Origin of the sequence: Limnospira fusiformis SAG 85.79 (assembly GCF_012516315.1) — a bacterium.
Classification (GTDB): Bacteria; Cyanobacteriota; Cyanobacteriia; order Cyanobacteriales; family Microcoleaceae; genus Limnospira; species Limnospira fusiformis.
This window is the reverse complement of record NZ_CP051185.1, coordinates 784,584-809,319: the sequence shown is the minus strand read 5'-3', so window position 1 is coordinate 809,319 and position 24,736 is coordinate 784,584. Positions and strand designations below refer to the sequence as shown.

Below are 24,736 nucleotides of genomic sequence, written 5' to 3'. Positions count from 1 at the left end.
CTATAGCCATCCTCCAAGATTGGCAGCCTAGCCGGGGTATATGGTAAAATAGTAAGTAGTCTAAATGATGTCTTTTTGCTTCTGAATAATCGCAGTTAATCCCCAATAAATCAATAAATGTAACCCCAATATACCCCAATTTAATAATAAATTTTCCCAGGTGGGTTCATAAACTGATGATAACTCAAAGGGTTGGGGAATAATTGTGCCATCAGGGAGGGTTACGGGTGGGGGAATTAGGGAATTTATATCGACCAGGGAACCATAAGCACCCATAGACCAGCGACTGACCATTAACCAAGAAACTACTCGGCTAATTCCTGACATTTGAAATAATACCCCAGAAAAAATAATTTGTGGTAATAATAGCAGGGGTAATGCACTATTAGCCTGGGCGCTATTTTGCACATAAGCGGATACTAACACACCTAAACCCATGGCTGATATGAGGGTCAAAAAGGTGGTAATACTTACCCCTAAAATCCATGGGAATAAAGGGGTTGATGGAGATTGAAAGCAGATGGCAATTATCCCTACCATGAACAGGGTTTGTAAAAGGGCCAATCCTGATAAGACAATGAATTTGGATCCTAAATAAGAAACAATCCGTAAATTTACTAACCTTTCGCGGGTATAAATAGCGGTTTCTTTCACTAATTCTTGCAGAGAACTAGATAAACCCACCCAGATAGAGGCACAGGTAAAAACAAATAACACTTGTCGCGCTAAAGATGCTAAACTGATGTCAGCATCTCCCAGAAAGGGGTCTTGATCGCCTATAGCTAACCTAATCAATAAAATTCCCACAGGCGCGGTTAGCAAATTCAGTAATAAATTAAACGGATCTCGCTTAATAAGCCGCCAATAGCGTTGAGTTAAAATTGATAATTGTTGGGGAATATTGGCGAGTTTTTGCGTGGCAGGTTGCCGCTGTTTTTCGGGTGTTTCTCCCCCAGTTAGATGATTAACTACATAATTCTGAAATTGGGGAGATTTGCGAAACCGTAAAGACCAATCTTGAGCGATCGCTTCTCCCTCTTCCAACAAATTATAAATATCGGCAAAATCTCCCGTATCTAAATCAAAAAACTCGAAGGCTTCCCCTGGGGGTCCAAAATAACATAACCTTCCTCCCCTTCCTAAAAACACGACTCGATCGCACATCATCATATTGGCGGTGGCGTGGGTAACTAAAATCACTGTCCGTCCTTGGTTAGCCAAACGACGCAACAATTCCATCATCTTTTTATCCAACCCCGGATCAAGTCCTGATGTCGGTTCATCAAGAAAAAATAACTTAGGATCCGCTAACAATTCCACCCCGATACTAACCCGTTTTCGTTGTCCGCCGCTAAGTTGCGACACCATGACATCACGGCGATCGAGCATTTCTATTTCATAGAGAGTTTTAGTAACTGTGGCTTCAATATCTGCGTCTGGGGGTAAGCGTAATTTAGCCGCATAGGTGAGAACTTCTCCTACCGTTAAGTGGCGATGAATAATATCATCCTGGGGAACATAACCTATTTGATGACGATAGAGATTAAAGTTTTGTTGTAATTCGTCACCATTCAAATAAACGGAACCCTTAGTAGTCGGACTCAGACCCAATAACGTTCGCATTAGGGTAGATTTTCCTGCACCACTCCCCCCCACTAATGCTACAAATTGTCCGGGTTCAATGGCGAAGGTTAAATCACTTAATAATACCTTCGATTTCCCTCGTCGATCGCGAACTAATCGCAGCAATCTTTGAGCATCTAATCTAATGCGATCGCCTAAATCCATGATTTCTAAATTATCCCCCTGACGCATCAGGGTAAACGGACCGATTCTGATGGTATCGCCATCTAGCAATCGCGTAGCTTTCTCGATTCTTTTACCATTAACAAATATGCCGTTAGCACTATAATCATTTAAAATATAATGACCCGTGTCTAATGGTTCAATAATCCCATGACATCGTGATACAATAGGGGAATCTAACTGTACTGTCGCGGTGGAGTCTCTACCTAACATCACCGATCGCTCTTTTAAAGAGATAGCCGGAATGGCTGAATAGGGGGAGGTGCTGGGATTATTGGGGTCAAAGTAGCGCAACCTAATCTGATTTTTGGGATTCTGACCGATGGTAATTTCCACCCCACTATGTAGTCGATAGCCTTCCTTAACTGTAATTCTAGTATGGTTGACAAACAGACCATTAGTGCTGGGTTGCTGTCCGTCTCCGTCAAAAATATGGTAGGTGTCTCCGATTTGGCGTAGCATTAGATGACCGGAGGAAATCACCAGCCAGGTTTCGGGAACTACTAAATCAGCGCGGCTGCGATCGCGCCCCAAAATATGCTGATTTTGGGTCAATTCAAAGGTGATAATTTGTCCCTGATTGTTTAATTCTAAATAGGGGGACTTCTTAGATAAGTTGGACTTCCCATTTAAACGCGTCATCCCTACACCTCCCAAATCCTATCAGGTCAGCATAGCAAATATATGCACCTGTTGAGTTAACAGACCAGGGACTATGGACAGGGGACTAGGGACTAGGGACAATTAAAAATCCCCCTGAATTAGGGGGACCGAAGGAAGTAGCCGAGGGTTGAATCAGTTGGATAATTTTAGTAATCTGGGGTAATATCCCCAAGAATTGATAGGGTTTTATCAAAATTTTCTTCACCAATAGAGAAGTTTATGCTATATGAATATATGACAGTTGTCGGCGATTTTCAATAGCATCAATTTGGGACTTAATCCACTCCAAATCAGGAGAAATAATTTGTTCACCTGTTAAGTGGTCGTAGGCTTCCCAACTGCCATTAACATCGGCATCATACCAGATAAACCAGTCGCGATAAAGTTCGCCTTCGTCAATATCTGGACACAAGGCCAGCCAATCATCTCCAGTAAAGTGATCAACCTCATCGGCAATTAGATATAGCCAAGAATTGGATTCAACATCGGAGGTAGTAGGGGAAAAAATGGTAGATGTCATCGTTTTTTGTGTGAACTCGATAACTGTAATATACCCAGTGTCTGATTAACTTTGGGATAGTGTATGTGACAGTATTTGAACTGTGACAGTTCCCAAAACCATCAAATTTAGATCTGTAGTAGTCACCCAAAACCAGAAAGACTGGCATAATAACTGAGATGTCAACCTAGGTGTTTGGCGACCTTTCAACTGTCATGACCATTGTTTAACTCTGAGGTTTCTGGCCACTTCAAGCCGCTTGTGCTTGAGTTTTTTTTTCCTCAGACTTGATCACGATCCATTTGCCACTTATGGGGTCACGGTAAGTGGTGAATGGATTAGACTTTAGTTTTTTGTAACCAATTTGAGTATCCATCTGCTTAATTCTGATCAAATCGCCCTCAGTCTTTACAGATCAGGGGCGGGAGGACTAGAGGGTTAGAGTTGGGTTGAAATCGGTATGAACTCTAAAAACTATGCCCTGTATGTTCATTATTGTGGGAAACATCTCTTATTTCAGTGATACTATGCCCTTGTTCAGGTGAAATTGATCAGATATGATTGTGATATGAAACACCTAGGACTTGTGATCTTGAATCCGTGATTTTTCGGAGGCTATACTGTCCCGGTGAGGGTAGACTCGGTAACTAATTGACGATTTGCCAGAAAAAGGTTTTATGATGTGGTAAAAGCTGATTTTGAGGATATGATGCACAAAAGAATCGAAGTTTTAGCTACCCGCGACCAAATAGTCGAGCGATCGCCAGAAATCATCCTCAGCAAAATGGAGGCGGCGATTCAAAGCCGAAATCGGTTTACCATAGCCTTAGCTGGGGGAGGGACTCCCAAACCCGTTTATGAGGCCTTAGCCAAACAAGATCTACCCCTAGACCAGATCCATATTTTCTGGGGAGATGAACGCTATGTACCCCCAGACCACCCAGATAGTAACCAAAAAATGGCTCGCAGTGCTTGGTTAGATCGGGTAAACTTCCCAGAGTCTAACATTCATCCTATGCCCACAGGTAGTGGCAATCCCCAAGTAGACGCAGAAAAGCACGATCGCCAAATTCGAGAATTTTTTGGGGTGGCTCCCGGAGAATTTCCCAGATTTGATATGATATTGTTGGGAATGGGGGATGATGCCCATACAGCCTCTCTGTTTCCTTTTACAGATGCACTACAAGTGTGCGATCGCCTAGTAACAGTTGGCAATAAAGACGGTGAACCTCGCATCACCTTCACCATTCCCCTAATCAATCAAGCTGATTGTGTCGTCTTCCTGGTAGCCGGGGCTAGTAAGCGATCGGCTTTGGCTGAAGTTTTTGCACCCACAGGGGATGCAAACGCCTACCCCAGTCGCTTCATTCAACCCCAGGGTGAACTTTGGTGGCTACTTGATGCGGCGGCGGGAGAAGAAATCCAGAAAAGCTGAGATTTTAGAGACTGATGCTAGGTTAGGATCTAATTGTTAGCTATGGTGCGATCGCTTTCGATAGCGTAAGGAGAACTCTATGATTGTCTGTCCAAACTGTAATCATCAGAACCCAGAGGGCGCAACTCAGTGCGAATCTTGTTATACTCCCCTTCCCACGACCACCAGTTGTCCCAATTGTGGCGCAACAGTCCAAGCCGATGCTTCTTTCTGCGGTCAGTGTGGTTATAATTTGCTACCGACCCCAGGCGGTGAAGAAAACCAGAACCCTGATTTAATTCCGACAGTAGTTCCGCCGCTACCAGATTTGGTACTTCCTGACCCCTTACCAGATGAAGAGGTCCCCACAGTAGCATCTGGTTCTAATTCGGCTGTGAATTTACAAAAATCAGGTCCCTCACCCGTTGCTAGTCCTAGTCCATCTTTCCCGCCACCTCAGCCAGACCCAGACCCAGACCCAGACCCAGACCCAGACCCAGTACAACCCCCAACTCAGTCAACAACAGTCCCCACCACAGCCATACCCCTACCATCCTCACCCCCCCCAGCAGCAGTGGTGAGCGCGGGAACTCACGCCACCCAACTTCAGCAACAAACTGCTAAATTGATTCATGTTCAAAGTACAACTCCGCTAGAAATCCCCCAAAACTTACCCGTGATTCATATTGGTAAACCTAATGATCTAGTTCCCCCGGATATAGATGTTTCTGGGTTTACTAATGCGGAAATCGTTTCGCGAACCCATGCTAATATTCGCCTAGAAGGCGATGCCTATTATATTGAGGATGTGGGTAGTTCTAACGGAACATATATTAACAATATTCCTCTGCCAAAAGGAAACCGTCATCGGTTGCGACCAGGCGATCGCATCGCTTTAGGTAAAGGGGATCTGGTGTCGTTTATTTTTCAGTTGTCCTAAGACCTGACCCGTCAATTGCCAGCCACTCAAAACTCACTGGAAACCGGGATGATTTTTAACACATTGGCTGTGCTTTGTCAACAATTATGTTACAATTAATAATGGCTGTAACTGTAAAAGGAAAAATTGGCTATGAACGCTAAGAAAGGAATCATCAAACGTAGTGACCTAATCGGTCGCCTAGTCCTCGATCGCCAAAGTGTCGAACAATTAGGCCACATCGAAGAAAGAGCAGCAGATCTGAACTCCAACCAAGTGATAGGCTTCACTACCAAGTCAGGAATGTTACCAGTGGGAGGCAAAAAACGGGCATTTAGTTGGCAACAAATTGAGACTATTGGGGTCGATGCTGTTCTGGTGAATAAATCCTCAGATGAGGGCAATTTTATATTGCCAGAAAATGCTGATTCTAGCATTAATCATGAAGTGTGGACTAATGCTGGTAAAAAAGTGGGGGTTCTGGTTGACTATCTAATTAAAAATGATACGGGTACAGTGACTAATTATTTGTTCAAAACTGATGGTGGTTTGCGAGGCATTTTACAGGGAGTCTATATTATGCCAGCATCAGCCATGACCAGTGCGGGTAGTAAGCGAGTAATTGTGTCAGAATCAATGGTTGAAAATCCGCCCCAGTATACAGAAGGCTTAGATCAAAAAATTCGTCAGGCGGCGGAATTTTTACAGGAGGATTTGGAAAGGACTCTCAGCGACCTGGAAGGCTTAAAACAAGAAGCCCAAAAGTTATCTAAATCATTGGAAAGGGTGGCTGATCAAGATGATCGCGAAGATGATAGCGAAAAAGTTGGCTCTAAGGATTCAAGCCAGCCACAATAGATGAATCAGATTAATAAGTAGGTGATCCAAATGCCTCCCATGACCATATATAAGGCTTAGTCTTGATTTTGGGAAACTTACTTATTTGATATTAAAGCTGTCTGTAGTCATTGATTACACCTATGATGACCAGTGAAAAACTTAGCAGAAAAGGCTCAAAATCTGCTCTGCTAATCACACTATAACTTATAGGTGGGTTATCTATCCTTCACCAGTTTGTTGTATATTTTTGCCTATTAAATTTTGGTGTGATTACTCTCATCCTGCTTCATTCTAGCCGACCTATTCCTTTGCATCGTTGGACTTTTGAGGATAAACCGATCTTGCGTATTGGTCGCTCGAAAGATAATGATGTTACTATTGGTAGTGCCGTGGTTTCAAGACATCATCTGGAATTGTGGAATAAAACCTCTGGATGGGAATTAGTCAATTTTGGTGCTAATGGCACTTATGTTAATAATCAGATGGTTAACAAGAGGCGAATTGTAGATGGTATGGTAGTCCGTTTAGGACATACCGGACCCCGGCTTTTAATTCGCTTAAAACCTGTTAATGATATTCAACTCAACAAGCAATTAGATATCCCCGATTTAGAAGATTTAGCAGCCAATGATATCACCGAATCCGACCCAGGTCATACCACCCGGATCGAGTTTGATGATGATGATGATGATTAAACATTCAGGGAATTTAACTAGCTTTAATCTGGTCAAATCACGATCGCGATCGCCTTTTTTTAATCCCATATTGAGCAGCTTTGAAGGCTAAATAAGCTATCAGGCTACTGATAGCGATCGCACTCAAAAACGGATGGGGATATTTGCCAAATTCTGCTTCCCAGGGAAAGGTCATCCGTTGCTGTTCAAATAACAATCCGCTACAGGAAGCAACGATCGCACCCCCAGCAATTCCTACCCCCAACGCCTGAATGTGATCCTCTAGTTGTTGCTGCTTTTCTTGTATGTGGCGATCGCGTTCCGCTTGGTCAATTTCTACTAATCCCCGAATCGTCGCAATGGCTTGATTAAGTAGGTTGGAACCGGGGTTAAAATAGTTTAAATCCGCGCGGATTTGTTCCTGAAAGGCGATCGCTTCCTTTTCGTAAAATAACCGCCAATCTTTTAGGGTGGTGTCCGCTAGTTGTTCCATGCGTTCTAAGGTCGTTTGATAGTTTTTGCTATTGATGGCGATCGTATTGCGCGCATATTCCATATTTCGCAGTTGTTGAGAATAGTTGAGGGAAGTCGCCAGCAGCGTTTTTAACGTGATTTTCAACTTTTGCAATTCGGCGGCGGACAGCGTTTCCGTTTTTTCCCGATTCAGATAGTTTTGATGTAACTCACTTAATTGGATTTCATTTTCCGTCACAATGCGATCGGCGTGATGGTAATAAATCCGACTATCTTGAAAACTTTTGGCGATTTTGTGATAATATAGTAGTAATTCCGGCAATTCCCAATAACACTTTTGCAGGATTACAGTTGGCTGTTCTTCAAATAGAAACCAAGTCAATAAATGACCGTAGGGATTTTCCTGTAAATCCGCCTTCGGACTACCGTACTCGTAGAGATATCCCCCCAGCAGATTATAAGCGCGATAGAGACGGGGTAAATTTTCGCCATTTTCCAGGTGAAAAAACTTAATCCAGCCCTCTCTAGCCAAGGGTTCCAAGTCGCGGATATGCTCCGGTTTTGTCGTGTTTAAATAGGCACTTAATAACAGAGTTTGCCCTAAATTAGCAGCCGATTCCGGTTCCGGTTTAAAGCAATTCTCCGGGTTAAATTTAGCTAAATCCGCCAGTTGATATTCATCTTGTCCGGGGTTTTCCGGTTGGTAAATATTCAGATTTAGGGCATAACTATCATGGAGACATTGAGGATAAATAAACCCTTCCAAATCCTGTTTGGTGGTAAAAAATTTGATAGCTCTTTTATCATCAGCCCCCACGAGCAAATCGAAATTTTGGGAGGGTTCATCTAACCGAATATCTAGCGGTAAGTCTACCTTGAACTTGTTAAAAATACTGCCATATTTTGCCCGCACCCATTGGGGGTTAATGTCGTCTAAAGTTTGGGCGGGGGTATCATCATTTGATGTCACTAACCCTCGATGATATTGATAGGCGAACCAATATAAACTAGGGGCATAAATTGGGGCTATTTTATCGCTCATGTTTCTGGCTGCTAAGTTGGCTAAAAAGGTTAAGACTGCGCTGCTTCTTTCCCCTCTCGCACCCTAGCCACTAATAAAGCCTTATTATAGACAATTTCTGGGCGTTCTCCCTCCGCTGGCTTCGGGATTTTATCCCCTTGTTGAGCCATGTGAAGGCGCACAGTTATTAACTGTTCTGTGATTTGATGCTTGTTACACCAGCCTTTAATGATTTTAGCCAGCTTTAAGGTTTTATCCTCGGCGGCGGTCAATTCGTCTTCTAATGCTTGTAGATTTTCCGACAGTTGCGGGTAATTTTGGGGGTCGGTTTTTGCTTGTTCCAGCCAGGTCAGGAAGTCTTCAATAATTTGGAAATCTGACGGAATGCGATCGCTCATGGTACAATCTCCTTAGATTAGAAAACCCTGTTTCTGGCAGCATTTAAGCTGTCTTACCTCATTTTAACACAGAAACCCCCCTTTTTTACCACTTGGTTTTGGCTGTGGCTTCTTGGGTTGGGTTCCGTGTTGGGTTCCGTGTTGGGTTCGGGTTGGGTTCCGTGTTGGGTTGCTGGTTGGGTTCGGGTTGGGTTCCTTCCATGATACCATTTGCGGTAAAATACCACTAAAGCGGGTGTTATCCCGCAGTTGCGGGATAACACCCATAATACCGGAGCTAGACCCCAGTTGCTTGACAACCCCTCTAGGGGTGAGTTATCTTGTACTTGCTGTCTAATAAATAGTTAGGCGGCAGTAGGACGACGAAACTGAACAGTCATTAATCACTACAAAGTCAAAAGAAAGTAACGCTATATGGCTAATAAATCGCATTTCAATAGTGGACATATTACAATAAATAAATTAAAAAAAAATAGAGTTCTGCATAGTTCAACGATTACTGGAATTTCACCGCATCGTAGTGTTCATGGTGTCTTTATCCAAGATGCGGTTGACTTTTTAAAGGCACTACCTGATTCATCAGTTCAACTAATTTTAATAGATCCGCCCTATAATCTTGATATAGACAACTGGGATAGTTTCCATAACTATCTAAATTGGGCGAAAGGATGGTTAAATCAAATTTATCGTGTGTTATCTGCTTCAGGTAATTGTGTCATTTTTGGTGGCTTCCAATATCAGGATTTCAAGAAGGGAGACCTCCTTGAAATCCTCCATTACACTCGCCATGAAACAGATTTACGATTTGTCAATCTTATTATTTGGTACTACAAGAACGGTATGAGTGCACATCGCTTTTTTGCCAACAGGCATGAAGAAGCAGTTTGGCTCTCCAAAACGAAAAAATACTATTTCGATCTGGACTCTGTTAGAGTGCCATTTGATGAGGCGACAAAAGAGATGTACAAAAAAGATAAGCGCCTCAAGCCGGAAAGTATTGACAAGGGGAAAAATCCTACCAATGTTTGGGAAATAGGTAGACTAAATGGCAATTCAAAGGAGAGAGTTGGCCATCTAACGCAAAAGCCTGCCGAGCTTATCCGACGCTTTGTTAAAGCTCTGTCGTTTGAGGGTTCGATAGTCCTTGATTTTTTTGCTGGCTCTGGAACAACGGGGCGTGTTTGCATAGAAGAGCGGCGGCATTCACTCTTGGTAGATTCAGATATTAAATTGCACAGTTATTTAGACAAACATATTGATCAGATTAGATCGAATATATTTCTGCCTGAATATAGCTTAATAAAAGATTCTAATATTGACTCTGTACTTGATGAAATTGGTTGTGCAAATCAAGAACTTCAGCGTAATTCCATTGTAAAGGATTATTCCAATGAGTAGACAAACAAGACGGCTAACCAATCAGCAGATATCATCGGGAGGTGCAAGCGGTATCTTTGGCGAAGATGCTCAGGTGCATGATAACTCTGTTCGTAGTGCAAGTATGAATGTATTCAACAAGCTTAAACAAGAATATCCGAAATACGAATTCAGATTTAGGAGAGGGATCAGCAAACAGGAGATAAATGAGAAGCTAAACTCAATAGATAAGCGATTGGGAGAAACTCTTTTTGTAAAAGTGTCAAATATCCAACCCGATGGAGGAATCATCGAGGTTCGGGACAAAGATAAGAAATGGCGGGTAATTTTAGTTAGCGAAGCAAAATTTCAGGGGAAAGATGTTGAAAATATCAAGGCAGGGGTACTTGTTGGGAAGAACAAAGATAAAGATTTAATGGTAGCGGGGAATGCAATCGAAAGAGTTTACAAAAACATTAATGAAATTAGGAACTTCATGCTGGACGAATATCATTTCCCGTATGCAGTATTCTTGCAGGGTTCAAATTTTGCAACCGAAACTGTTCAGGTATTCAAACCAGACGGTTCTTTTGTGGAAATTAGACATAACTCAGGTACAATGAACAGAATTGACAGGGTAACAGCAGCGAATTATTGCATGAAGATTAACAACAACTACTGTAAGAATATCTTTATAGGTCATAATAACTCTTCCATCATGCTTCAAGCAGCTTCCATATACGCAAGATGCGAACCTTGGAAAGAGGATGAAATGCAACAGATTATGATGGATATTGCAAAGACATCCATAGGAATTTTAAATCAGCTAGGGTAATATGCAAGAAAATTTTCCCCTTGCCAAGGGGAGGGGACCGGAGGGAAGAACCCCACCCTAACCCTCCCCTTGCCAAGGGGAGGGGACCGGAGATGGCATAATCCCCTACAAGCCGATCGCCACAAAAGCAGACCAGTAACGGCGATCGCCAAACGGGCAACCCTCATCATAGTACATCAACTTTAAATCAATTATCTCACACTCCTCTTCTGTCATTTTTAGACCATCAGAACACCACTTTAAAAACCCCGCCGCCGAAACCTCCCTTAGCCAATTTTGTGCCTTATGTAACGCCATCACGACCCGCGCATCTTTCCAAAATTCATAATAGAAACGAATCGCTAAACAAGCCGTCGCGAAATCATCCACACACCATAAACTACTCACTACCGTCGGAGTTCCCGCATACAAAAATCCACTCGCTAACCCAATATATTCATCCGTTAATAAACTCCCCATCAGTCCCGTCTCACAAGCCGAAAGCATCACCAGACGACAGGCGGGAATGTCTAAATTCCGATAAATTTCCCCTAGGGTTAAGCCTTGCTGTCCCGTGTCGAAGCGGCGACCATCCCGGAGGGTCAGGGTCTGGCGTTCTTTCTCGGTGGGGGGAGATTTGGGGGGTGCATCCCCTGCCAAAATAATAGCCGAATTGAGGGGATTTTCGCCGTCAAAGGCTCCGTGACAGGAAAAATGGATGAAATTGCTCTCGCGCAGTTTCTCTAGGGTTTCCCGGCGATTGAGGGCGGATTTGGTCGCGGCTTCCTGGCTGAGGATATAGCAGTTGGGGTCGAAGTAGGGGCGGATGAACTCGACCTCCATTTGGGCATAGTTGAGGTCTTTGGTGGGGTTCTGCACCGCGAAGAATTGGGGGGCGGTGGCGGGTTGGGGGCGGTGGTGGAGGTAGTCCAGGATTTGGCAACTGGGGGCGTAGCTGACCCCTTGGCTAAAGCGCTCCAGTAAGGGGGTGGCGGGGGCGTTGAGGTCAACCGATAAGGCGTGGAGGGGGAACAGGTGCAGGTAGAGGTGGGGAATCAGAATCAGCCGTTGACAAATCGGCGGCAGGGGTGCGATGATATCCGATAGGTGAAGATATTCGGTGAGGTCATCTAGGCGATCGCCTAGAGCTTGATACCAACTCGCTTGGCGGTAGTCGGCGAAGTAGGTTTGGTTGAATTGGTCGAGGCGCTGGCGTTGGTCGGCGCTGTAGCAGTAAACGTCGATATGGGGGCGGTCTTGGTCTAGGGTGACGGTGAACGCCCAGGCTCCCAAGTTCGGGTCTTGGGGGAGATACCATTCGATGAGAGCCGTTTCCGGGGTCAGGAGTTGGCGAAAGTCCGGGAGTTGGGGGCGCACGGTCTGGAAGGCGTTAAAGGCGGGGTCGTTGATTTCCGCCAGCAGGGTTTGCCGTTGTTGGAGCAGGCTTTGCAGGGGAGTGGTTCCCCGTGCCTCGGTGGCGGTGGCGAGTTCCAGGTTTGCCCGGATTTCCCCGCTTCCCGGTGTCCCCGTCTTCCCGTCGGTGGGGTTCTCGGTGGGGGCGAAGGATTGTTGCAGGGCGGCGATTTCCCGGTTGAGTTGGCGGTATTGTTCCTGTTGTTCGGGGGTGGCGTTTTTGGGAACCAGGTCGGCGCTGGTGAGCATTTCCATCAGGGTGCGGGACTTACTGCGATCGACCGTCAGCAGGGCTTGCTCGTAGCGTTCCAGGTGGATGCAGGCTTCTATCATTTTGCCATAGAGGGGCAGGGCATCTTCCAGGATTTGCCGTTTCGTGTCCGGGGAAGTCGCCCAGTCCCGGCTCTGTTCCACGGCGCGGATGGCGTTGTCGTAGCCTTGGATGGCGATTTCCCAGTTTTGCAGGTCATAGCCGAAGTTGCCGAGGTTGCGTCCGGTTTTGAGGCAGTCTAGGGGGAAGGAGGAGGGGGTGTAGACTTCTAAGGCGGATTGGAAGCAGTGAATTGCCGACTCGATATTGTCCGCTCGCTCTCCCCGGATGCGACTCCAGTAGGCAAGACCCAAGTTATTTTGAGTCCATGCCCAATCTTCGGGAAAGGCGGTGCGGGTGAAGACTTCTAAGGCGGCTTGGTAGCAGTGAATTGCCGACTCGATATTGTCGGCTCGCTCTCCCCGGATGCGGTTACGGTAGGCTTCTCCCAAGTTCATTTGAGTCGTTGCCCAATCTTCGGGAAATGCGGTGCGGGTGAAGAGTTCTAAGGCGGCTTGGTAGCAGCGAATCGCCTCTTCGATATTGTCGGCTCGCTCTCCCCGGATGCGGTCAGAGTAGGCAGTCCCCAAGTTATTTTGAGTCTTTGCCCAAGATTCGGGAAAGGCGGTGCGGGTGCGGACTTCTAAGGCGGCTTGGTAGCAGCGAATCGCCTCTTCGATATTGTCGGCTCGCTCTCCCCGGATGCGGTCAGAGTAGGCAACCCCCAAGTTCATTTGAGTCATTGCCCAATCTTTGGGAAAAGCCGTGCGGGTTATGACTTCTAAGGCGGCTTGGTAGCAGCGAATCGCCTCTTCGATATTGTCGGCTCGCTCTCCCCGGATGCGGCTCCAGTAGGCATTCCCCAAGTTATTTTGAGTCGTTGCCCAAGATTCGGGAAAGGCGGTGCGGGTGCGGACTTCTAAGGCGGCTTGGTAGCAGCGAATCCCCGACTCGATATTGTCGGCTCGCTCTCCCCGGATGCGGTCAGAGTAGGCACTCCCCAAGTTCATTTGAGTCTTGGCCCAGTCTTCGGGAAATGCCGTGCGGGTGAAGACTTCTAAGGCGGCTTGGTAGCAGCGAATCCCCGACTCGATATTGTCCGCTCGCTCTCCCCGGATGCGGTATAAGTAGGCATTCCCCAAGTTCCCTTGAGTCATTGCCCAACATTCGGGAAAGGCGGTGCGGGTTATGACTTCTAAGGCGGCTTGGTAGTAGCGAATCCCCGACTCGATATTGTCCGCTCGCTCTCCCCGGATGCGGGTTTGGTAGGCAACCCCCAAGTTCATTTGAGTATTTGCCCAATCTTCGGGAAAGGCGGTGCGGGTCAAGACTTCTAAGGCGGCTTGGTAGCAGCGAATCGCCTCTTCGATATTGTCGGCTCGCTCTCCCCGGATGCGGCTCCAGTAGGCAGCCCCCAAGTTCATTTGAGTCCTTGCCCAATCTTCGGGAAAGGCGGTGCGGGTGAAGACTTCTAAGGCGGCTTGGTAGGCAACAATGGCAATTTCCAGATTATTGGCTCGACTGCCTAATGGGAATTGCTGAATATAAACAGCAAAATTATTAAGATGTTTGGCGAGGTCTTCATTTTTCCTAATACGTTTGGGGTCAAGTTGGGAGTGAAACCATTGGCTGAGGGTTTCGGCAAACTCAAGGTCGAGTTTATCTTGGTATTTTTGGAAAATGGGATAAACTTTTTTCCTGCTTAACCCGCTTTTTTGGGCTTTCAGGATTTTTAACCAAATTGCTAAATACTCACTTCTACTGCTTAACCCGCTGTTTTGGGCTTCCAGGATTTCTAACCCAATTGCTAAATACTCAGGGGATATCCCCTCAACAGTCAGGTGGGAGGTTCTGGGAGACTGGGAGGCGAATAATAATAGGATGTTGAGCCTCTGCCATAGATTTTGCCATTTCTCACGCCAACTGGACATGGTTCCGCCTCCCTGAGTCTTGTTTCGGTGTAGTCGGTGCGGTGAAGCCTCGCGCGACCCCAACTCGATTATACCCCACCCGGCGACTCCGAGCAACCGGGTTAATCTCAGCTCATTGGGCATCCACGGCGCAAATGGCCTGGTCTTAGCCTGCGGCGATTTCCCAGTTTTACGGGTCAGAGCCGAGGTGGCGTGGGGTGTTGAGGCCCTATAGGGGTAAGGAGGATGTACAGGCCCCTTGTCAGGAAGCGATCGCCTCTTGGATATTGTCCGCTCCCTCTGTGGGGATGGGGTATACTCGGAGAAACCGGGTTTCTTAACCCCCCCGGTTCACAAGTCACGGGAAAAGCGAGCCAAAAGTTCTTCCCGTGATAACTGCCAAATCAACTGAGCTTGTTCCAATGGGGGAACTGCAATCAACCGGTCGATAATCTCAGCTAATTCGGCATCGACCGCCCCAAACTTCACTTGTAGCATACTTTCTAGGAGCGATCGTTGTCCTTGCTGAACTCCTTGTTGTCCGAGAAACCCGGTTTCTTTGAGAAACCGGGTTTCTTAACCCCCCCGGTTATATGTCACGGGAAAAGCGAGCCAAAAGTTCTTCCCGTGATAACTGCCAAATCAACTGAGCTTGTTCCAATGGGGGAACTGCAATCAACCGGTCGATAATCTCAGCTAATTCGGCATCGACCGCCCCAAACTTCACTTGTAGCATACTTTCTAGGAGCGATCGCTGTCCTTGCTGAACTCCTTGTTGTCCGAGAAACCCGGTTTCTTTGAGAAACCGGGTTTCTTAACCCCCCCGGTTATATGTCACGGGAAAAGCGAGCCAAAAGTTCTTCCCGTGATAACTGCCAAATCAACTGAGCTTGTTCCAATGGGGGAACTGCAATCAACCGGTCGATAATCTCAGCTAATTCGGCATCGACCGCCCCAAACTTCACTTGTAGCATACTTTCTAGGAGCGATCGCTGTCCTTGCTGAACTCCTTGCTGTCCGAGAAACCCGGTTTCTTTGAGAAACCGGGTTTCTTAACCCCCCCGGTTCACAAGTCACGGGAAAAGCGAGCCAAAAGTTCTTCCCGTGATAACTGCCAAATCAACTGAGCTTGTTCCAATGGGGGAACTGCAATTAACCGGTCGATAATCTCAGCTAATTCGGCATCCACCGCCCCAAACTTCACTTGTAGCATACTTTCTAGGAGCGATCGCTGTCCTTGTTGAACTCCTTGGAGGATGCCTTCTTCCTTAACAGTTTGTAACCGTTGTAAATACAGGGGTGATAGTTCCATAATTAACTCTCTCTCTTCTGGGTCTAAATTTTGCCGCGCTTCTAGCATCGCGCGCAGGTTATACAGTAATTCTAGCGTGGTTTCTCGGGTGGGATTGTCTCCTGGTAGTTGATAGAGTTCTTGCAAGGCTTGTTTTTGGACTCTCCCCGTCCCCAAAATCCGCAACCATAGGGTTTCTGCTGTCGGCGGTAGTTGGTGGATTACTATAATAGCGCTTTCCAGTCCCTTCGGCATAAAGTACACGCCACTCATCCAGTTTTCCAGGTCTACCGTAGCGCCAAAATCTGCTAAGATGGCAGGGGATGCGGTCGGGGTCAGAATCCACAACCGGGGTGATTCTCCGGGAGCGAGCCGTCTTTTTTCCCGGTCGGCTTGGCGTTCCCATTGCGCCTTCATCTCTAATATCTTCACCAGACAACTGCGAATTTCTCTGGCTCTAACGGGATTGCTAAAAGGCTCAAAAACCGCTGGGGTGGTGGCTAATCTTCCCAATAAGCCTAGGTGACTAGCTGGGGCGATATTTTCCGGGTTGGGTGTGAAAAAGATGTCAATTTCTCGCCTTTCTGAAGCTAGGGTTTTGCTGGTTTCAGTTTTACCTAATGGCTTTAAGAGTTCCTGGATATATTGCTTGGTGAATTGGTCGTAGATAAATCGGGTCATTTATAGCTATTTTCGAGGTCTCTAATTATTAATTATACTCTAGTCTGGCTCGGACAGCAGCCCTCAACTGCTGCCTTCACCCCGCCAACTGAGAAACCCGGTTTCTTTGAGAAACCGGGTTTCTTAACCCCCCCAGTTCACAAGTCACGGGAAAAGCGAGCCAAAAGTTCTTCCCGTGATAACTGCCAAATCAACTGAGCTTGTTCCAATGGGGGAACTGCAATCAACCGGTCGATAATCTCAGCTAATTCGGCATCCACCGCCCCAAACTTCACTTGTAGCATACTTTCTAGGAGCGATCGTTGTCCTTGCTGAACTCCTTGTTGTCCGAGAAACCCGGTTTCTCAAAGAAACCGGGTTTCTTAACCCCCCGGTTATATGTCACGGGAAAAGCGAGCCAAAAGTTCTTCCCGTGATAACTGCCAAATCAACTGAGCTTGTTCCAATGGGGGAACTGCAATCAACCGGTCGATAATCTCAGCTAATTCGGCATCGACCGCCCCAAACTTCACTTGTAGCATACTTTCTAGGAGCGATCGCTGTCCTTGTTGGATACCTTCTTCCTTAACAGTTTGTAACCGTTGTAAATACAGGGGTGATAGTTCCATGATTAACTCTCTCTCTTCTGGGTCTAAATTTTGCCGCGCTTCTAGCATCGCGCGCAGGTTATACAGTAATTCTAGCGTGGTTTCTCGGGTGGGATTGTCTCCTGGTAGTTGATAGAGTTCTTGCAAGGCTTGTTTTTGGACTCTCCCCGTCCCTAAAATCCGCAACCATAGGGTTTCTGCTGTCGGCGGTAGTTGGTCATCCTATTATAGCTAAATGCTGAGAAACCGGGTTTCTATGGATATCTCGGTTAGGATACAGAAACCCTGACAGCAACCCGGTTTCTTTGATTCCACTCAACCTCAGACATTTCCAGAACTTGTTGGAGAGAGGCAGAGAGTTCAATAGGCATAAAATATGCGTTAGGATAGAGGTAATCTTCCCCTGATTCATCAATTATCCGCAGCATTTGATGACTATTCGCTTTTGAGTCGGGTAAGACTGGATAAATCTTGCGAACTTCTAGGGAAGCTGCATAGTCTGTATTTTTGATGCCAACAACAAAGTTCATTAGTTCATGGCTTTTCCTCTCATGGATAAAGCGGCGGCAGTTCAACATCCAATAAAAATTACTTGATTGGCGAAATCTTCTAATTCTCCCATTTTGGCGTAAACCTCTAACTCTTCGATCGCATAACCCATCGACACTTGAGGACTGAAAAAGAAAATTCCGGTAAACGCTTTACCTTGATTGACGCAATTTTTATCTAACACTAGAAAATCATGATTCGTGGTTACAAGAGGACGCTTTAGTTGCACATAAAGACTCAAAATTATTTCATCAATAGCACTACTATTATTGTCTTCTTGAGCGGTCATAACCTCAACCAATTTCAGTTGTAAACCAATCTTAATCGCTCGATGGAGTGGAGCATCGAAATAGTAATATATTGCCATTTTCATCCTGGCTGCTGCTGCCGTTTTTGCTGAAGCATTTGTTGAAAATCGGCAGTATGATGACCGACTCTCATTGTAATTAAATCAGCTTGCAGGTTCTGGATTTTTTCTTGTTCTTGAGCAATTTGAGCATCAATTTGGTGTTGATAGGTGTAGTAATAACTGAGGGCAGAATAAATGGCAGCGAGGGAAATTTCTGGGTGTTGAAAGTGCAGCTCTTCTGGACTCCAGCCGTGGGCGTGTTTTTCTTGAATCAGTTGGGCAACTGAAACGCGACTATTGGCAATAGTTGCCTGATTTTGAGCATCAATGTCTAGGTATTGCCAAGTTACCGGAGTATCGGTGATGAATGTCATATTGAGGATGGGGATATGGGTTGATACTAGGGGGTTACGACTATTATAGCCAAGTTGCCAGAAACCGGGTTTCTATTACTATCTTTGTTAGGATATAGAAAGCCTGACAGAAACCCGGTTTCTTAGAGTCAGTTTTAGTCTTTCTGGATTTCTAGGTTGGCGAAGTGTTTTTGTAAGAGGCGATCGGTGCATTTATTTAGGGAGTAAAAATCAGGTTTTATAGTGGTAAAATTAGGATAAGGTAAACAGTAGCTTCAACGCCAAAAAGATTCATACCCTTTCTTTAATTTTTCTGTGCCATCTCGCTAAATTATACTTCCATGAGCCATAATAAATCGCTCGAAATCCCATAACATTACTTGTTCAAACGATTGTCTAAATCGCTCTTTTTCATTGGTGGCAATCCGTTCCATGATTGATAGACTTAATTGTTTATATACTCCCAGCAGTCTAGCTGAAAATTGTGTCATAATTGGAAATGTTTCATCAAAGTGCAATTCTGTATCTGTCAAAATCAGAGTGCGACTTGCAGAATGAAAAACACACATTCATTAAGTGAATCAATTCCCGTTAAGCCCCAAACTCTTAAACCATCGAATAAGACAAAGTATAATCCAGGTAATAACTCACCTCGATCGCCCCTGATGGTCTGGTCAATCGGTAAATCTGGTTTTTTAATGGCTAAACCAGGGGCAGCCCCAAAGGTTGCCTGGGGATAAATAGATTTGAAATTAGCTGCAAATAAATAATGATAAAGGTTAGGGGCAATAATATACTTGACAACTCCCAGTTGACCTAGCTGGCTGACAAGTCTGTCGCTAGATTGAATTGGAGAAATTACCGCGAGTTCTCGATTAGCCAATCGAATAACCGTCATCCTGTTCCGACACTGAGTCCCAAATATCGGAAGGTCTATTCTGCAACCCAAACATCTATATCAACTTCTTTTAGCATGGTTTTGGTGAGTAGTTTGATGGCTAGGTTTAATGGTAGGAGCTTATGGTTTTAAAAACAACTTTGTCGATCGCATCTGAGTTAAGATATTTTGACGCGCGCGATACTCCTGTTTAGAGAATGATCGCCCCCTCGGTTGATTGTGCAGCCACTCCAACCCCTGCCGCACCTCTTGACGAAATTCCGTCACTTCTTGGCGCAACCCCTCTAGGCGTTCCTCTAGGGTTTGTAACAAGTCGCTGATGGTGGTTTCCATTACCCCCAACCGTTCACAGACTTCCGCAAAACCAGAATCAATACTATGGGAAACATCCCGAAAAAACTCCTCCTGCTGGGTGACGTTTCTCCTTTTACAGGCTGCCATGTTGAGGCGGATGAAGATATCACCCCATTCTGTATCGGTGAGGTTGCCTTGTTGGGTGAGTTGGTATTCTTCGGGGGTGAGGAATTGGTCGAGTTGGGCTTCTCGTAGTTCAGGGTAACGTTGCTGGGTGAGTTCCTGTTGGGCGATCGCTAAACCCACCCATATATAGCACAAGACAGAACACTTAGGACGTATAATGGAGAGGACGAGATGACTAAGAAGACCAAAAATGCCAGCCCCCTATAGTTACGACCTCAGACAAAAAGTTATTGATGCCATTGAACTAGACGGTATGCCCAAAACAGAAGCCAGTCAAGTTTTCCATGTCAGCCGGAACACCATTAATCTCTGGCTGCAAAGAAAAGCACAGACCGGAGACTTCCTCCCTAAACCTCATCACCGACCTGGCAATAACCACAAAATTACCGACTGGCAAAAATTCAAGGCTTTTGCCCAAGAGCATGGCGACAAAACAGCAGCTCAAATGGCTGAACTTTGGGATGACGACATCTCTCCTCGCACCATATCCAGAGCCTTGAAGAAAATTGGCTTCACCAGAAAAAAAAACTTACGGCTACCAAGAACGTGATGAGCAACAGCGAGAGGAGTTTATGGCTCAGATTGAACAGATGGAGCCACAAGAAGTGGTCTACCTCGATGAAGCCGGCATGAATAGTCAGGACTCGGATTACCCTTATGGTTACTGCGAGGAAGGAAAACGCTTCCATGCACTCAAATCAGGGAAGAGGCAGGGCAGGGTAAGTATGATAGCCGCATGGTGTCATCAACAACTCTTAGCTCCCTTTAGCTTTGAGGGTTGTTGTAATCGGACAGTGTTTGAGTTGTGGTTGGAGTTCATCTTAATTCCAACATTGAAGCCAGGTCAGACTCTAGTATTGGACAATGCAACGTTTCATAAAGGGGGACGGATTGCTGAACTGGTGGAGGCAGCTCAATGCCGTTTACTCTATCTTTCGCCTTATTCGCCAGACCTCAACAAGATAGAGAAATGTTGGTCGTGGCTGAAAGCCCGTATTCGCCACTGCACGTGAGCAGTTTGATTCTCTCCATGATGCCATGGATTCCGTTCTCAAAGCTGCGTCCTAACCACCTTGACTAATGCTATAATTACATCCTGCTTTTCAAGCCATCCCAGCATGAGCAAAATGATTAGAACCCGAATCGTTAAAATTGGCAACTCCCAAGGTGTGCGTATTCCTAAACTGCTTTTAGAGCAAAGTGGTATTCAGACAGACGTTGAAATCGAAGTGGAGGGCGATCATCTCACGATTCGCAACGCACGACGGTTACGCACAGGCTGGGAGCAAGCCTTTGCAGCAATGGCGAAAGAACAAGATGATGTTCTTCTCGATCCAGTCAACAGTACCGATTGGGAGCAAAGCGAATGGGAGTGGTAGCGATCGCATTTCGATGTTTTTTTGGTTAATCTTGACCCCACAATTGGCAGTGAAATTCAGAAAAAACGACCCTGTGTGATTATCTCACCGGATGAAATGAACGGTTATATTACCACGGTGATTATTGCCCCAATGACGACAAAAGGGAAAGCCTACCCGACGCGAATTTCCTGCCAGTTTCAGGGTAAGGAAGGGCAAATTGTTCTCGACCAAACACCATCGATAAAGCTCGATTGGTCAAAAAGATGTTTTCCCAATGAGCCAAGGGACGGCGCGATCGCTCTACCCTGATCTAATCCTAGGTCATCAGTGCGAGAATCCCACAGAGGCTCTCTGATATGGTGAGCCTTGAGTATCCCGACATCTCGAACCGCTGGATTATAATACCTAATACTTGCTAAAATACAAAACCGAGGTCACACTGACCATTATTCAAAACCTTTGAACCATAATTTGGACAATGACGAGTACCCAACAACGCGCCGCCCTGCAACGCCAAATCTGGCAAATCGCCAATGATGTGCGCGGCTCAGTCGATGGCTGGGATTTTAAGCAATATGTACTCGGCACGCTGTTTTACCGTTTTATCAGTGAAAACTTTACTAGCTACGCCGAGGGCGGCGATGACAGCATCGACTATGCCAAGCTGTCCGATAGTGATATTCCTGACGACTTCAAAGATGATGCCATCAAAACCAAAGGCTACTTTATTTATCCCAGCCAGTTGTTTGCTAACATCGCCGCTAGTGCAAACACTAACGAAAGCCTGAACACTGACCTAGCTGCGATTTTTGCGGCGATTGAAAGCTCTGCCAATGGCTACCCCTCGGAGCCAGATATCAAAGGGCTGTTTGCTGACTTTGACACCACCAGCAACCGCCTCGGCAACACGGTTAAAGATAAAAACCTGCGCTTGGCTGCGGTACTAAAAGGGGTGGCAGGGCTGGATTTTGGTGGTTTTGATGCCAGCCACATCGATCTGTTTGGCGATGCCTATGAGTTTCTGATCTCCAACTATGCCGCTAATGCGGGTAAATCGGGGGGCGAGTTTTTTACACCGCAGCAGGTTTCCCGGTTGATTGCCCAGCTTGCCATGCACCAGCAAACCAGTGTTAATAAAATTTATGACCCCGCCTGTGGTTCGGGTTCCCTGCTATTGCAAGCCAAAAAGTATTTTGACAATGGCATGATTGAGGATGGTTTTTACGGGCAGGAGATTAACCACACGACCTATAACTTGGCGCGGATGAATATGTTTTTACATAACATCAATTACAACCAGTTTAATATTCAGTTGGGCAATACGTTAACTGACCCGCATTTTGGGGATGAAAAGCCCTTTGATGCGATCGTCTCTAACCCGCCTTATTCCGTGAAGTGGGTTGGGAGTGATGACCCGACGCTGATTAATGACGATCGCTTTGCGCCTGCTGGTGTACTCGCGCCTAATTCTAAGGCTGATTTTGCTTTTGTGCTGCATTGCTTGAGTTATTTATCTAGCAGTGGTCGCGCGGCGATCATGTGCTTCCCTGGTATTTTTTACCGTGGCGGTGCGGAAGCCAAAATCAGAAAGTATCTGGTAGATAACAACTACGTTGAAACCGTGATTGCCCTCGCGCCTAATCTGTTTTTCGGTACTGGCATCGCTGTGACGGTTTTGGTGCTATTTAAGGACAAGCCCGACTCTACCACCCAGTTTATTGATGCTAGTGGCTTGTTTAAAAAAGAAACGAATAATAACACCCTGACCGATGACCATATTGCCGAAATTATGGGGGTGTTTGATAGCAAAGAAAACGTTGATCACTTTGCCCGAACGGTGCCTTGTGAAGAGATTGCCGCTAATGATTACAATCTGTCGGTTAGTAGCTATGTGGAAGCCAAGGATACTCGCGAAAAAGTTGACATTACCCCGCTTAATACTGAGTTAAAAACTACTGTGGCGAAGATTGATCGCTTGCGGGCTGAGATTGATGCGATCGTGGCGGAGATTGAAGCATGAATAAATCAAAACGTCCTATTGCTTTGATCGATGTGCCTGATGGCTATAACATCTGGTTGAGGGAACTCAAGGAACGAATCCATAAAGCCCAACAAAAAGCGACATTAGCCGTTAATCGTGAATTGGTTTTGCTTTATTGGCAAATTGGGCGGGATATTTTGGCTCGGCAAGCTGAACAGGGCTGGGGAGCCAAGGTTATCGATCGCCTTGCCCATGATTTGCGTAGTGCATTTCCTCAGATCAAAGGTTTTTCGCCACGCAATCTTAAATATATGCGAGCCTTTGCCCATACATGGACAGATATTGAATTTGTGCAAGAGGTGCTTGCACAATTACCCTGGTATCATCAATTGGCACTTTTAGATAAGTTAGACAACAATGAAAAGCGTATTTGGTACGCTCAAAAAGCTATAGAAAACAATTGGTCGCGTAATGTGCTGGTGATGCAGATTGAAACCCGCTTAATTGAGCGGCAGGGTCATGGGGTTTCTAATTTTGAGCAGCGTTTGCCTAAGCCAGATTCCGATCTTGCCCGTGAATCGATTAAAGACCCCTATCGCTTTGATTTTTTGGGTCTGACTGAGGAGGCTCAGGAGCGTGAAATAGAAAGGGCATTAGTTAAGCACGTTACACAATTTTTGTTGGAGTTGGGTGCAGGATTTGCTTTTGTGGGTCGTCAGGTGTTGCTGCAAGTGGGTGAGGAGGAGTTTTTTATTGATCTGTTGTTTTATCATCTGAAATTGCACTGCTATGTTGTGATTGAACTGAAAGCGGACAAGTTTAAGCCTGAGCATTTGGGGCAGTTGGGGTTTTATATGACGGCGGTGGATAGGCAAATGAAGGCTAAAGAGGATGGGGTTACGATCGGTTTGTTGTTGTGCAAAAGCAAAGACAAGGTGGTGGCTGAGTATGCTTTGGGAGATAAAAGCCAGCCTATGGGTATTGCGGAATATAAGTTATTGGAATCTTTGCCTGTTCCGTTACAAACTCAATTGCCGAGTATTGAAGAGATTGAGCGGGAATTGATGGGGTTTGATGGAGGTGTGGGATGAGCGGTAGGAATTTCCTGGGGAGGCTGTTAGATGGGGCGGCGGTGGAGTGGAATACCTTGGGGGAGATTGCTGAGATCAATACTGGACAGAAGCCAACTGAAATTTTTGATAACGCGACAGATTATGATTACATTAACGCAGGAACAACTAGATCTGGATATACCGCAAGCAGCAATTGCGAAGGCGACACAGTTACAACGCCATATCGAGGTCAAGGGGGAATTTGCTATGTTGGATATCAAAAGACCCCGTTTTGGTTAGGGCCGTTATGCTACAAGCTACGATCAACAGATGAAGCTCTACTCATCAACAAATATCTTTTCTATTTTCTTCAGTCAGAAAGCGATCTGCTTTTAGGTCTAAAAAAAGAAGGGGGAGTGCCCGCAGTCAATAAGTCCGATTTGGCTAAATTAGAAATCCCGATCCCACCCCTTGCCATTCAAGCCGAAATCGTGCGGATTTTGGACACTTTTACAGCGTTGACCGCCGAACTGACCGCCGAACTGAGCGATCGCCAAAAACAATATAACTACTACAGCGATTTACTGCTCACCTTTCCTAAAACGGAGGCATAGATGACTAACTACAAGGCGATCGCCCAATC

At 45.8% G+C, this 24,736-nt stretch carries 25 protein-coding genes and 4 pseudogenes; 12 read left to right on the top strand and 17 right to left on the bottom strand.

All coding sequences use genetic code 11. From position 1 onward, the window contains the following. Positions 1–60: 60 nt before the first annotated feature. Positions 61–2,448, bottom strand: a complete 2,388-nt coding sequence (locus HFV01_RS04000; RefSeq protein ID WP_193520851.1) for an ATP-binding cassette domain-containing protein — start codon at positions 2,446–2,448, stop codon at positions 61–63. 238 nt (positions 2,449–2,686) lie between these two features. Next, positions 2,687–2,989, bottom strand: coding sequence for a hypothetical protein (locus tag HFV01_RS03995; RefSeq protein ID WP_006623809.1), 303 nt, complete (start codon positions 2,987–2,989; stop codon positions 2,687–2,689). Positions 2,990–3,677: 688 nt separating this feature from the next. On the opposite strand from HFV01_RS03995, the gene pgl reads away from it, so the two are divergent. The 4 genes from pgl (at position 3,678) to HFV01_RS03975 (ending at position 6,836) form a co-directional block, all read left to right on the top strand. Next, positions 3,678–4,403 carry a 6-phosphogluconolactonase gene (gene pgl / locus HFV01_RS03990; RefSeq protein WP_193521258.1) on the top strand — a complete coding sequence of 242 codons (726 nt, stop codon included), beginning with the start codon at positions 3,678–3,680 and terminating at the stop codon, positions 4,401–4,403. A 79-nt stretch (positions 4,404–4,482) separates the two neighbouring features. Then, positions 4,483–5,322 carry a double zinc ribbon and FHA domain-containing protein gene (locus tag HFV01_RS03985; RefSeq protein ID WP_006623806.1) on the top strand — a complete coding sequence of 280 codons (840 nt, stop codon included), beginning with the start codon at positions 4,483–4,485 and terminating at the stop codon, positions 5,320–5,322. A 132-nt stretch (positions 5,323–5,454) separates the two neighbouring features. After that, entirely contained in the window at positions 5,455–6,159 is a 705-nt protein-coding gene (locus tag HFV01_RS03980; RefSeq protein WP_193520850.1) for a PRC-barrel domain-containing protein, read from the top strand. A 323-nt stretch (positions 6,160–6,482) separates the two neighbouring features. Further along, complete coding sequence (locus tag HFV01_RS03975; RefSeq protein ID WP_241081011.1) at positions 6,483–6,836, top strand: FHA domain-containing protein; 354 nt, start codon at positions 6,483–6,485, stop codon at positions 6,834–6,836. A 37-nt stretch (positions 6,837–6,873) separates the two neighbouring features. Here the strand turns inward: HFV01_RS03975 and HFV01_RS03970 are convergent, their stop codons facing one another. Both HFV01_RS03970 and HFV01_RS03965 read right to left on the bottom strand, forming a co-directional pair. Further along, entirely contained in the window at positions 6,874–8,331 is a 1,458-nt protein-coding gene (locus HFV01_RS03970; protein ID WP_006668461.1) for a hypothetical protein, read from the bottom strand. Positions 8,332–8,360: 29 nt separating this feature from the next. Beyond that, positions 8,361–8,708 (bottom strand): hypothetical protein, encoded by a 348-nt coding sequence (locus HFV01_RS03965; RefSeq protein ID WP_193520849.1) that lies wholly within the window; start codon positions 8,706–8,708, stop codon positions 8,361–8,363. Positions 8,709–9,122: 414 nt separating this feature from the next. On the opposite strand from HFV01_RS03965, the gene HFV01_RS03960 reads away from it, so the two are divergent. Both HFV01_RS03960 and HFV01_RS03955 read left to right on the top strand, forming a co-directional pair. After that, positions 9,123–10,106, top strand: coding sequence for a DNA-methyltransferase (locus HFV01_RS03960; protein WP_193520848.1), 984 nt, complete (start codon positions 9,123–9,125; stop codon positions 10,104–10,106). Beyond that, the gene (locus HFV01_RS03955; protein WP_193520847.1) at positions 10,099–10,899 is read left to right on the top strand and encodes an EcoRI family type II restriction endonuclease; all 801 of its coding nucleotides are present in this window, start codon (positions 10,099–10,101) and stop codon (positions 10,897–10,899) included. Before HFV01_RS03960 ends, HFV01_RS03955 begins: the two co-directional genes overlap by 8 nt. A gap of 105 nt (positions 10,900–11,004) precedes the next feature. Here HFV01_RS03955 and HFV01_RS03950 read toward each other — a convergent pair whose 3' ends face one another. The 13 genes and pseudogenes from HFV01_RS03950 to HFV01_RS03890 form a co-directional block, all read right to left on the bottom strand. Next, complete coding sequence (locus tag HFV01_RS03950; RefSeq protein ID WP_193520846.1) at positions 11,005–14,532, bottom strand: CHAT domain-containing protein; 3,528 nt, start codon at positions 14,530–14,532, stop codon at positions 11,005–11,007. Between the two features lie 330 nt (positions 14,533–14,862). Continuing rightward, positions 14,863–15,051, bottom strand: a pseudogene (locus tag HFV01_RS03945) (hypothetical protein); the annotation flags it as partial. 49 nt (positions 15,052–15,100) lie between these two features. Next, a complete protein-coding gene (locus tag HFV01_RS03940) occupies positions 15,101–15,247 on the bottom strand; it encodes a hypothetical protein (protein WP_006623791.1) in 147 nt (48 codons plus the stop codon). Between the two features lie 91 nt (positions 15,248–15,338). Continuing rightward, positions 15,339–15,527: pseudogene (locus HFV01_RS03935) on the bottom strand (hypothetical protein); the annotation flags it as partial. Between the two features lie 50 nt (positions 15,528–15,577). Then, positions 15,578–16,483: a hypothetical protein gene (locus tag HFV01_RS03930; RefSeq protein WP_193520845.1), complete on the bottom strand. Its 906-nt coding sequence runs from the start codon at positions 16,481–16,483 to the stop codon at positions 15,578–15,580. Between the two features lie 137 nt (positions 16,484–16,620). Further along, positions 16,621–16,767, bottom strand: a complete 147-nt coding sequence (locus HFV01_RS03925) for a hypothetical protein (RefSeq protein WP_006668467.1) — start codon at positions 16,765–16,767, stop codon at positions 16,621–16,623. 90 nt (positions 16,768–16,857) lie between these two features. Then, a pseudogene (locus tag HFV01_RS03920) lies at positions 16,858–17,286 on the bottom strand (hypothetical protein); the annotation flags it as partial. Between the two features lie 53 nt (positions 17,287–17,339). Further along, positions 17,340–17,600 (bottom strand): hypothetical protein, encoded by a 261-nt coding sequence (locus tag HFV01_RS03915; RefSeq protein WP_006623788.1) that lies wholly within the window; start codon positions 17,598–17,600, stop codon positions 17,340–17,342. 41 nt (positions 17,601–17,641) lie between these two features. Next, the gene (locus HFV01_RS03910; protein WP_228116390.1) at positions 17,642–17,908 is read right to left on the bottom strand and encodes a hypothetical protein; all 267 of its coding nucleotides are present in this window, start codon (positions 17,906–17,908) and stop codon (positions 17,642–17,644) included. Positions 17,909–17,988: 80 nt separating this feature from the next. Further along, positions 17,989–18,342, bottom strand: coding sequence for a DUF433 domain-containing protein (locus HFV01_RS03905; protein WP_006623786.1), 354 nt, complete (start codon positions 18,340–18,342; stop codon positions 17,989–17,991). Between the two features lie 305 nt (positions 18,343–18,647). Then, the gene (locus HFV01_RS03900; RefSeq protein WP_035759200.1) at positions 18,648–18,854 is read right to left on the bottom strand and encodes a hypothetical protein; all 207 of its coding nucleotides are present in this window, start codon (positions 18,852–18,854) and stop codon (positions 18,648–18,650) included. Between the two features lie 2 nt (positions 18,855–18,856). Beyond that, on the bottom strand, positions 18,857–19,270 hold the full coding sequence (locus tag HFV01_RS03895) for a DUF4336 domain-containing protein (protein WP_228116391.1): 414 nt from the start codon (positions 19,268–19,270) through the stop codon (positions 18,857–18,859). Positions 19,271–19,339: 69 nt separating this feature from the next. Continuing rightward, positions 19,340–19,834, bottom strand: a complete 495-nt coding sequence (locus HFV01_RS03890; protein ID WP_318286156.1) for a hypothetical protein — start codon at positions 19,832–19,834, stop codon at positions 19,340–19,342. A gap of 55 nt (positions 19,835–19,889) precedes the next feature. Here HFV01_RS03890 and HFV01_RS03885 point away from each other — a divergent pair. The 6 genes and pseudogenes from HFV01_RS03885 (at position 19,890) to HFV01_RS03860 (ending at position 24,707) form a co-directional block, all read left to right on the top strand. After that, positions 19,890–20,767, top strand: a pseudogene (locus HFV01_RS03885) (IS630-like element ISAtsp1 family transposase). Between the two features lie 50 nt (positions 20,768–20,817). Further along, positions 20,818–21,078, top strand: coding sequence for an AbrB/MazE/SpoVT family DNA-binding domain-containing protein (locus HFV01_RS03880; RefSeq protein WP_006623765.1), 261 nt, complete (start codon positions 20,818–20,820; stop codon positions 21,076–21,078). A gap of 21 nt (positions 21,079–21,099) precedes the next feature. Next, positions 21,100–21,369, top strand: coding sequence for a type II toxin-antitoxin system PemK/MazF family toxin (locus HFV01_RS03875; protein WP_006623767.1), 270 nt, complete (start codon positions 21,100–21,102; stop codon positions 21,367–21,369). Positions 21,370–21,538: 169 nt separating this feature from the next. After that, on the top strand, positions 21,539–23,080 hold the full coding sequence (locus tag HFV01_RS03870; RefSeq protein ID WP_193520843.1) for a type I restriction-modification system subunit M: 1,542 nt from the start codon (positions 21,539–21,541) through the stop codon (positions 23,078–23,080). Then, positions 23,077–24,132, top strand: coding sequence for a PDDEXK nuclease domain-containing protein (locus tag HFV01_RS03865; protein ID WP_008053740.1), 1,056 nt, complete (start codon positions 23,077–23,079; stop codon positions 24,130–24,132). The genes HFV01_RS03870 and HFV01_RS03865 overlap by 4 nt, the downstream gene beginning before the upstream one ends. Beyond that, positions 24,129–24,707, top strand: a complete 579-nt coding sequence (locus HFV01_RS03860) for a restriction endonuclease subunit S (RefSeq protein WP_006621085.1) — start codon at positions 24,129–24,131, stop codon at positions 24,705–24,707. Before HFV01_RS03865 ends, HFV01_RS03860 begins: the two co-directional genes overlap by 4 nt. The last annotated feature ends 29 nt before the right edge of the window (positions 24,708–24,736 follow it).

Excerpts from the sequence above, each read along its gene's own strand:
- HFV01_RS03950 (WP_193520846.1), bottom strand. The coding sequence starts at position 14,532 with ATGTCCAGTTGGCGTGAGAAATGGCAAAATCTATGGCAGAGGCTCAAC.
- HFV01_RS03940 (WP_006623791.1), bottom strand. The coding sequence starts at position 15,247 with ATGCTACAAGTGAAGTTTGGGGCGGTCGATGCCGAATTAGCTGAGATT.
- HFV01_RS03860 (WP_006621085.1), top strand. The coding sequence starts at position 24,129 with ATGAGCGGTAGGAATTTCCTGGGGAGGCTGTTAGATGGGGCGGCGGTG.
- HFV01_RS03970 (WP_006668461.1), bottom strand. The coding sequence starts at position 8,331 with ATGAGCGATAAAATAGCCCCAATTTATGCCCCTAGTTTATATTGGTTC.
- HFV01_RS03915 (WP_006623788.1), bottom strand. The coding sequence starts at position 17,600 with ATGAACTTTGTTGTTGGCATCAAAAATACAGACTATGCAGCTTCCCTA.
- HFV01_RS03925 (WP_006668467.1), bottom strand. The coding sequence starts at position 16,767 with ATGCTACAAGTGAAGTTTGGGGCGGTGGATGCCGAATTAGCTGAGATT.
- HFV01_RS03865 (WP_008053740.1), top strand. The coding sequence starts at position 23,077 with ATGAATAAATCAAAACGTCCTATTGCTTTGATCGATGTGCCTGATGGC.
- HFV01_RS03910 (WP_228116390.1), bottom strand. The coding sequence starts at position 17,908 with ATGACCGCTCAAGAAGACAATAATAGTAGTGCTATTGATGAAATAATT.
- HFV01_RS03905 (WP_006623786.1), bottom strand. The coding sequence starts at position 18,342 with ATGACATTCATCACCGATACTCCGGTAACTTGGCAATACCTAGACATT.
- HFV01_RS03980 (WP_193520850.1), top strand. The coding sequence starts at position 5,455 with ATGAACGCTAAGAAAGGAATCATCAAACGTAGTGACCTAATCGGTCGC.
- HFV01_RS03930 (WP_193520845.1), bottom strand. The coding sequence starts at position 16,483 with ATGACCCGATTTATCTACGACCAATTCACCAAGCAATATATCCAGGAA.
- HFV01_RS03955 (WP_193520847.1), top strand. The coding sequence starts at position 10,099 with ATGAGTAGACAAACAAGACGGCTAACCAATCAGCAGATATCATCGGGA.
- HFV01_RS03995 (WP_006623809.1), bottom strand. The coding sequence starts at position 2,989 with ATGACATCTACCATTTTTTCCCCTACTACCTCCGATGTTGAATCCAAT.
- HFV01_RS03985 (WP_006623806.1), top strand. The coding sequence starts at position 4,483 with ATGATTGTCTGTCCAAACTGTAATCATCAGAACCCAGAGGGCGCAACT.
- pgl (WP_193521258.1), top strand. The coding sequence starts at position 3,678 with ATGCACAAAAGAATCGAAGTTTTAGCTACCCGCGACCAAATAGTCGAG.
- HFV01_RS03870 (WP_193520843.1), top strand. The coding sequence starts at position 21,539 with ATGACGAGTACCCAACAACGCGCCGCCCTGCAACGCCAAATCTGGCAA.
- HFV01_RS03960 (WP_193520848.1), top strand. The coding sequence starts at position 9,123 with ATGGCTAATAAATCGCATTTCAATAGTGGACATATTACAATAAATAAA.
- HFV01_RS03880 (WP_006623765.1), top strand. The coding sequence starts at position 20,818 with ATGAGCAAAATGATTAGAACCCGAATCGTTAAAATTGGCAACTCCCAA.
- HFV01_RS03965 (WP_193520849.1), bottom strand. The coding sequence starts at position 8,708 with ATGAGCGATCGCATTCCGTCAGATTTCCAAATTATTGAAGACTTCCTG.
- HFV01_RS04000 (WP_193520851.1), bottom strand. The coding sequence starts at position 2,448 with ATGACGCGTTTAAATGGGAAGTCCAACTTATCTAAGAAGTCCCCCTAT.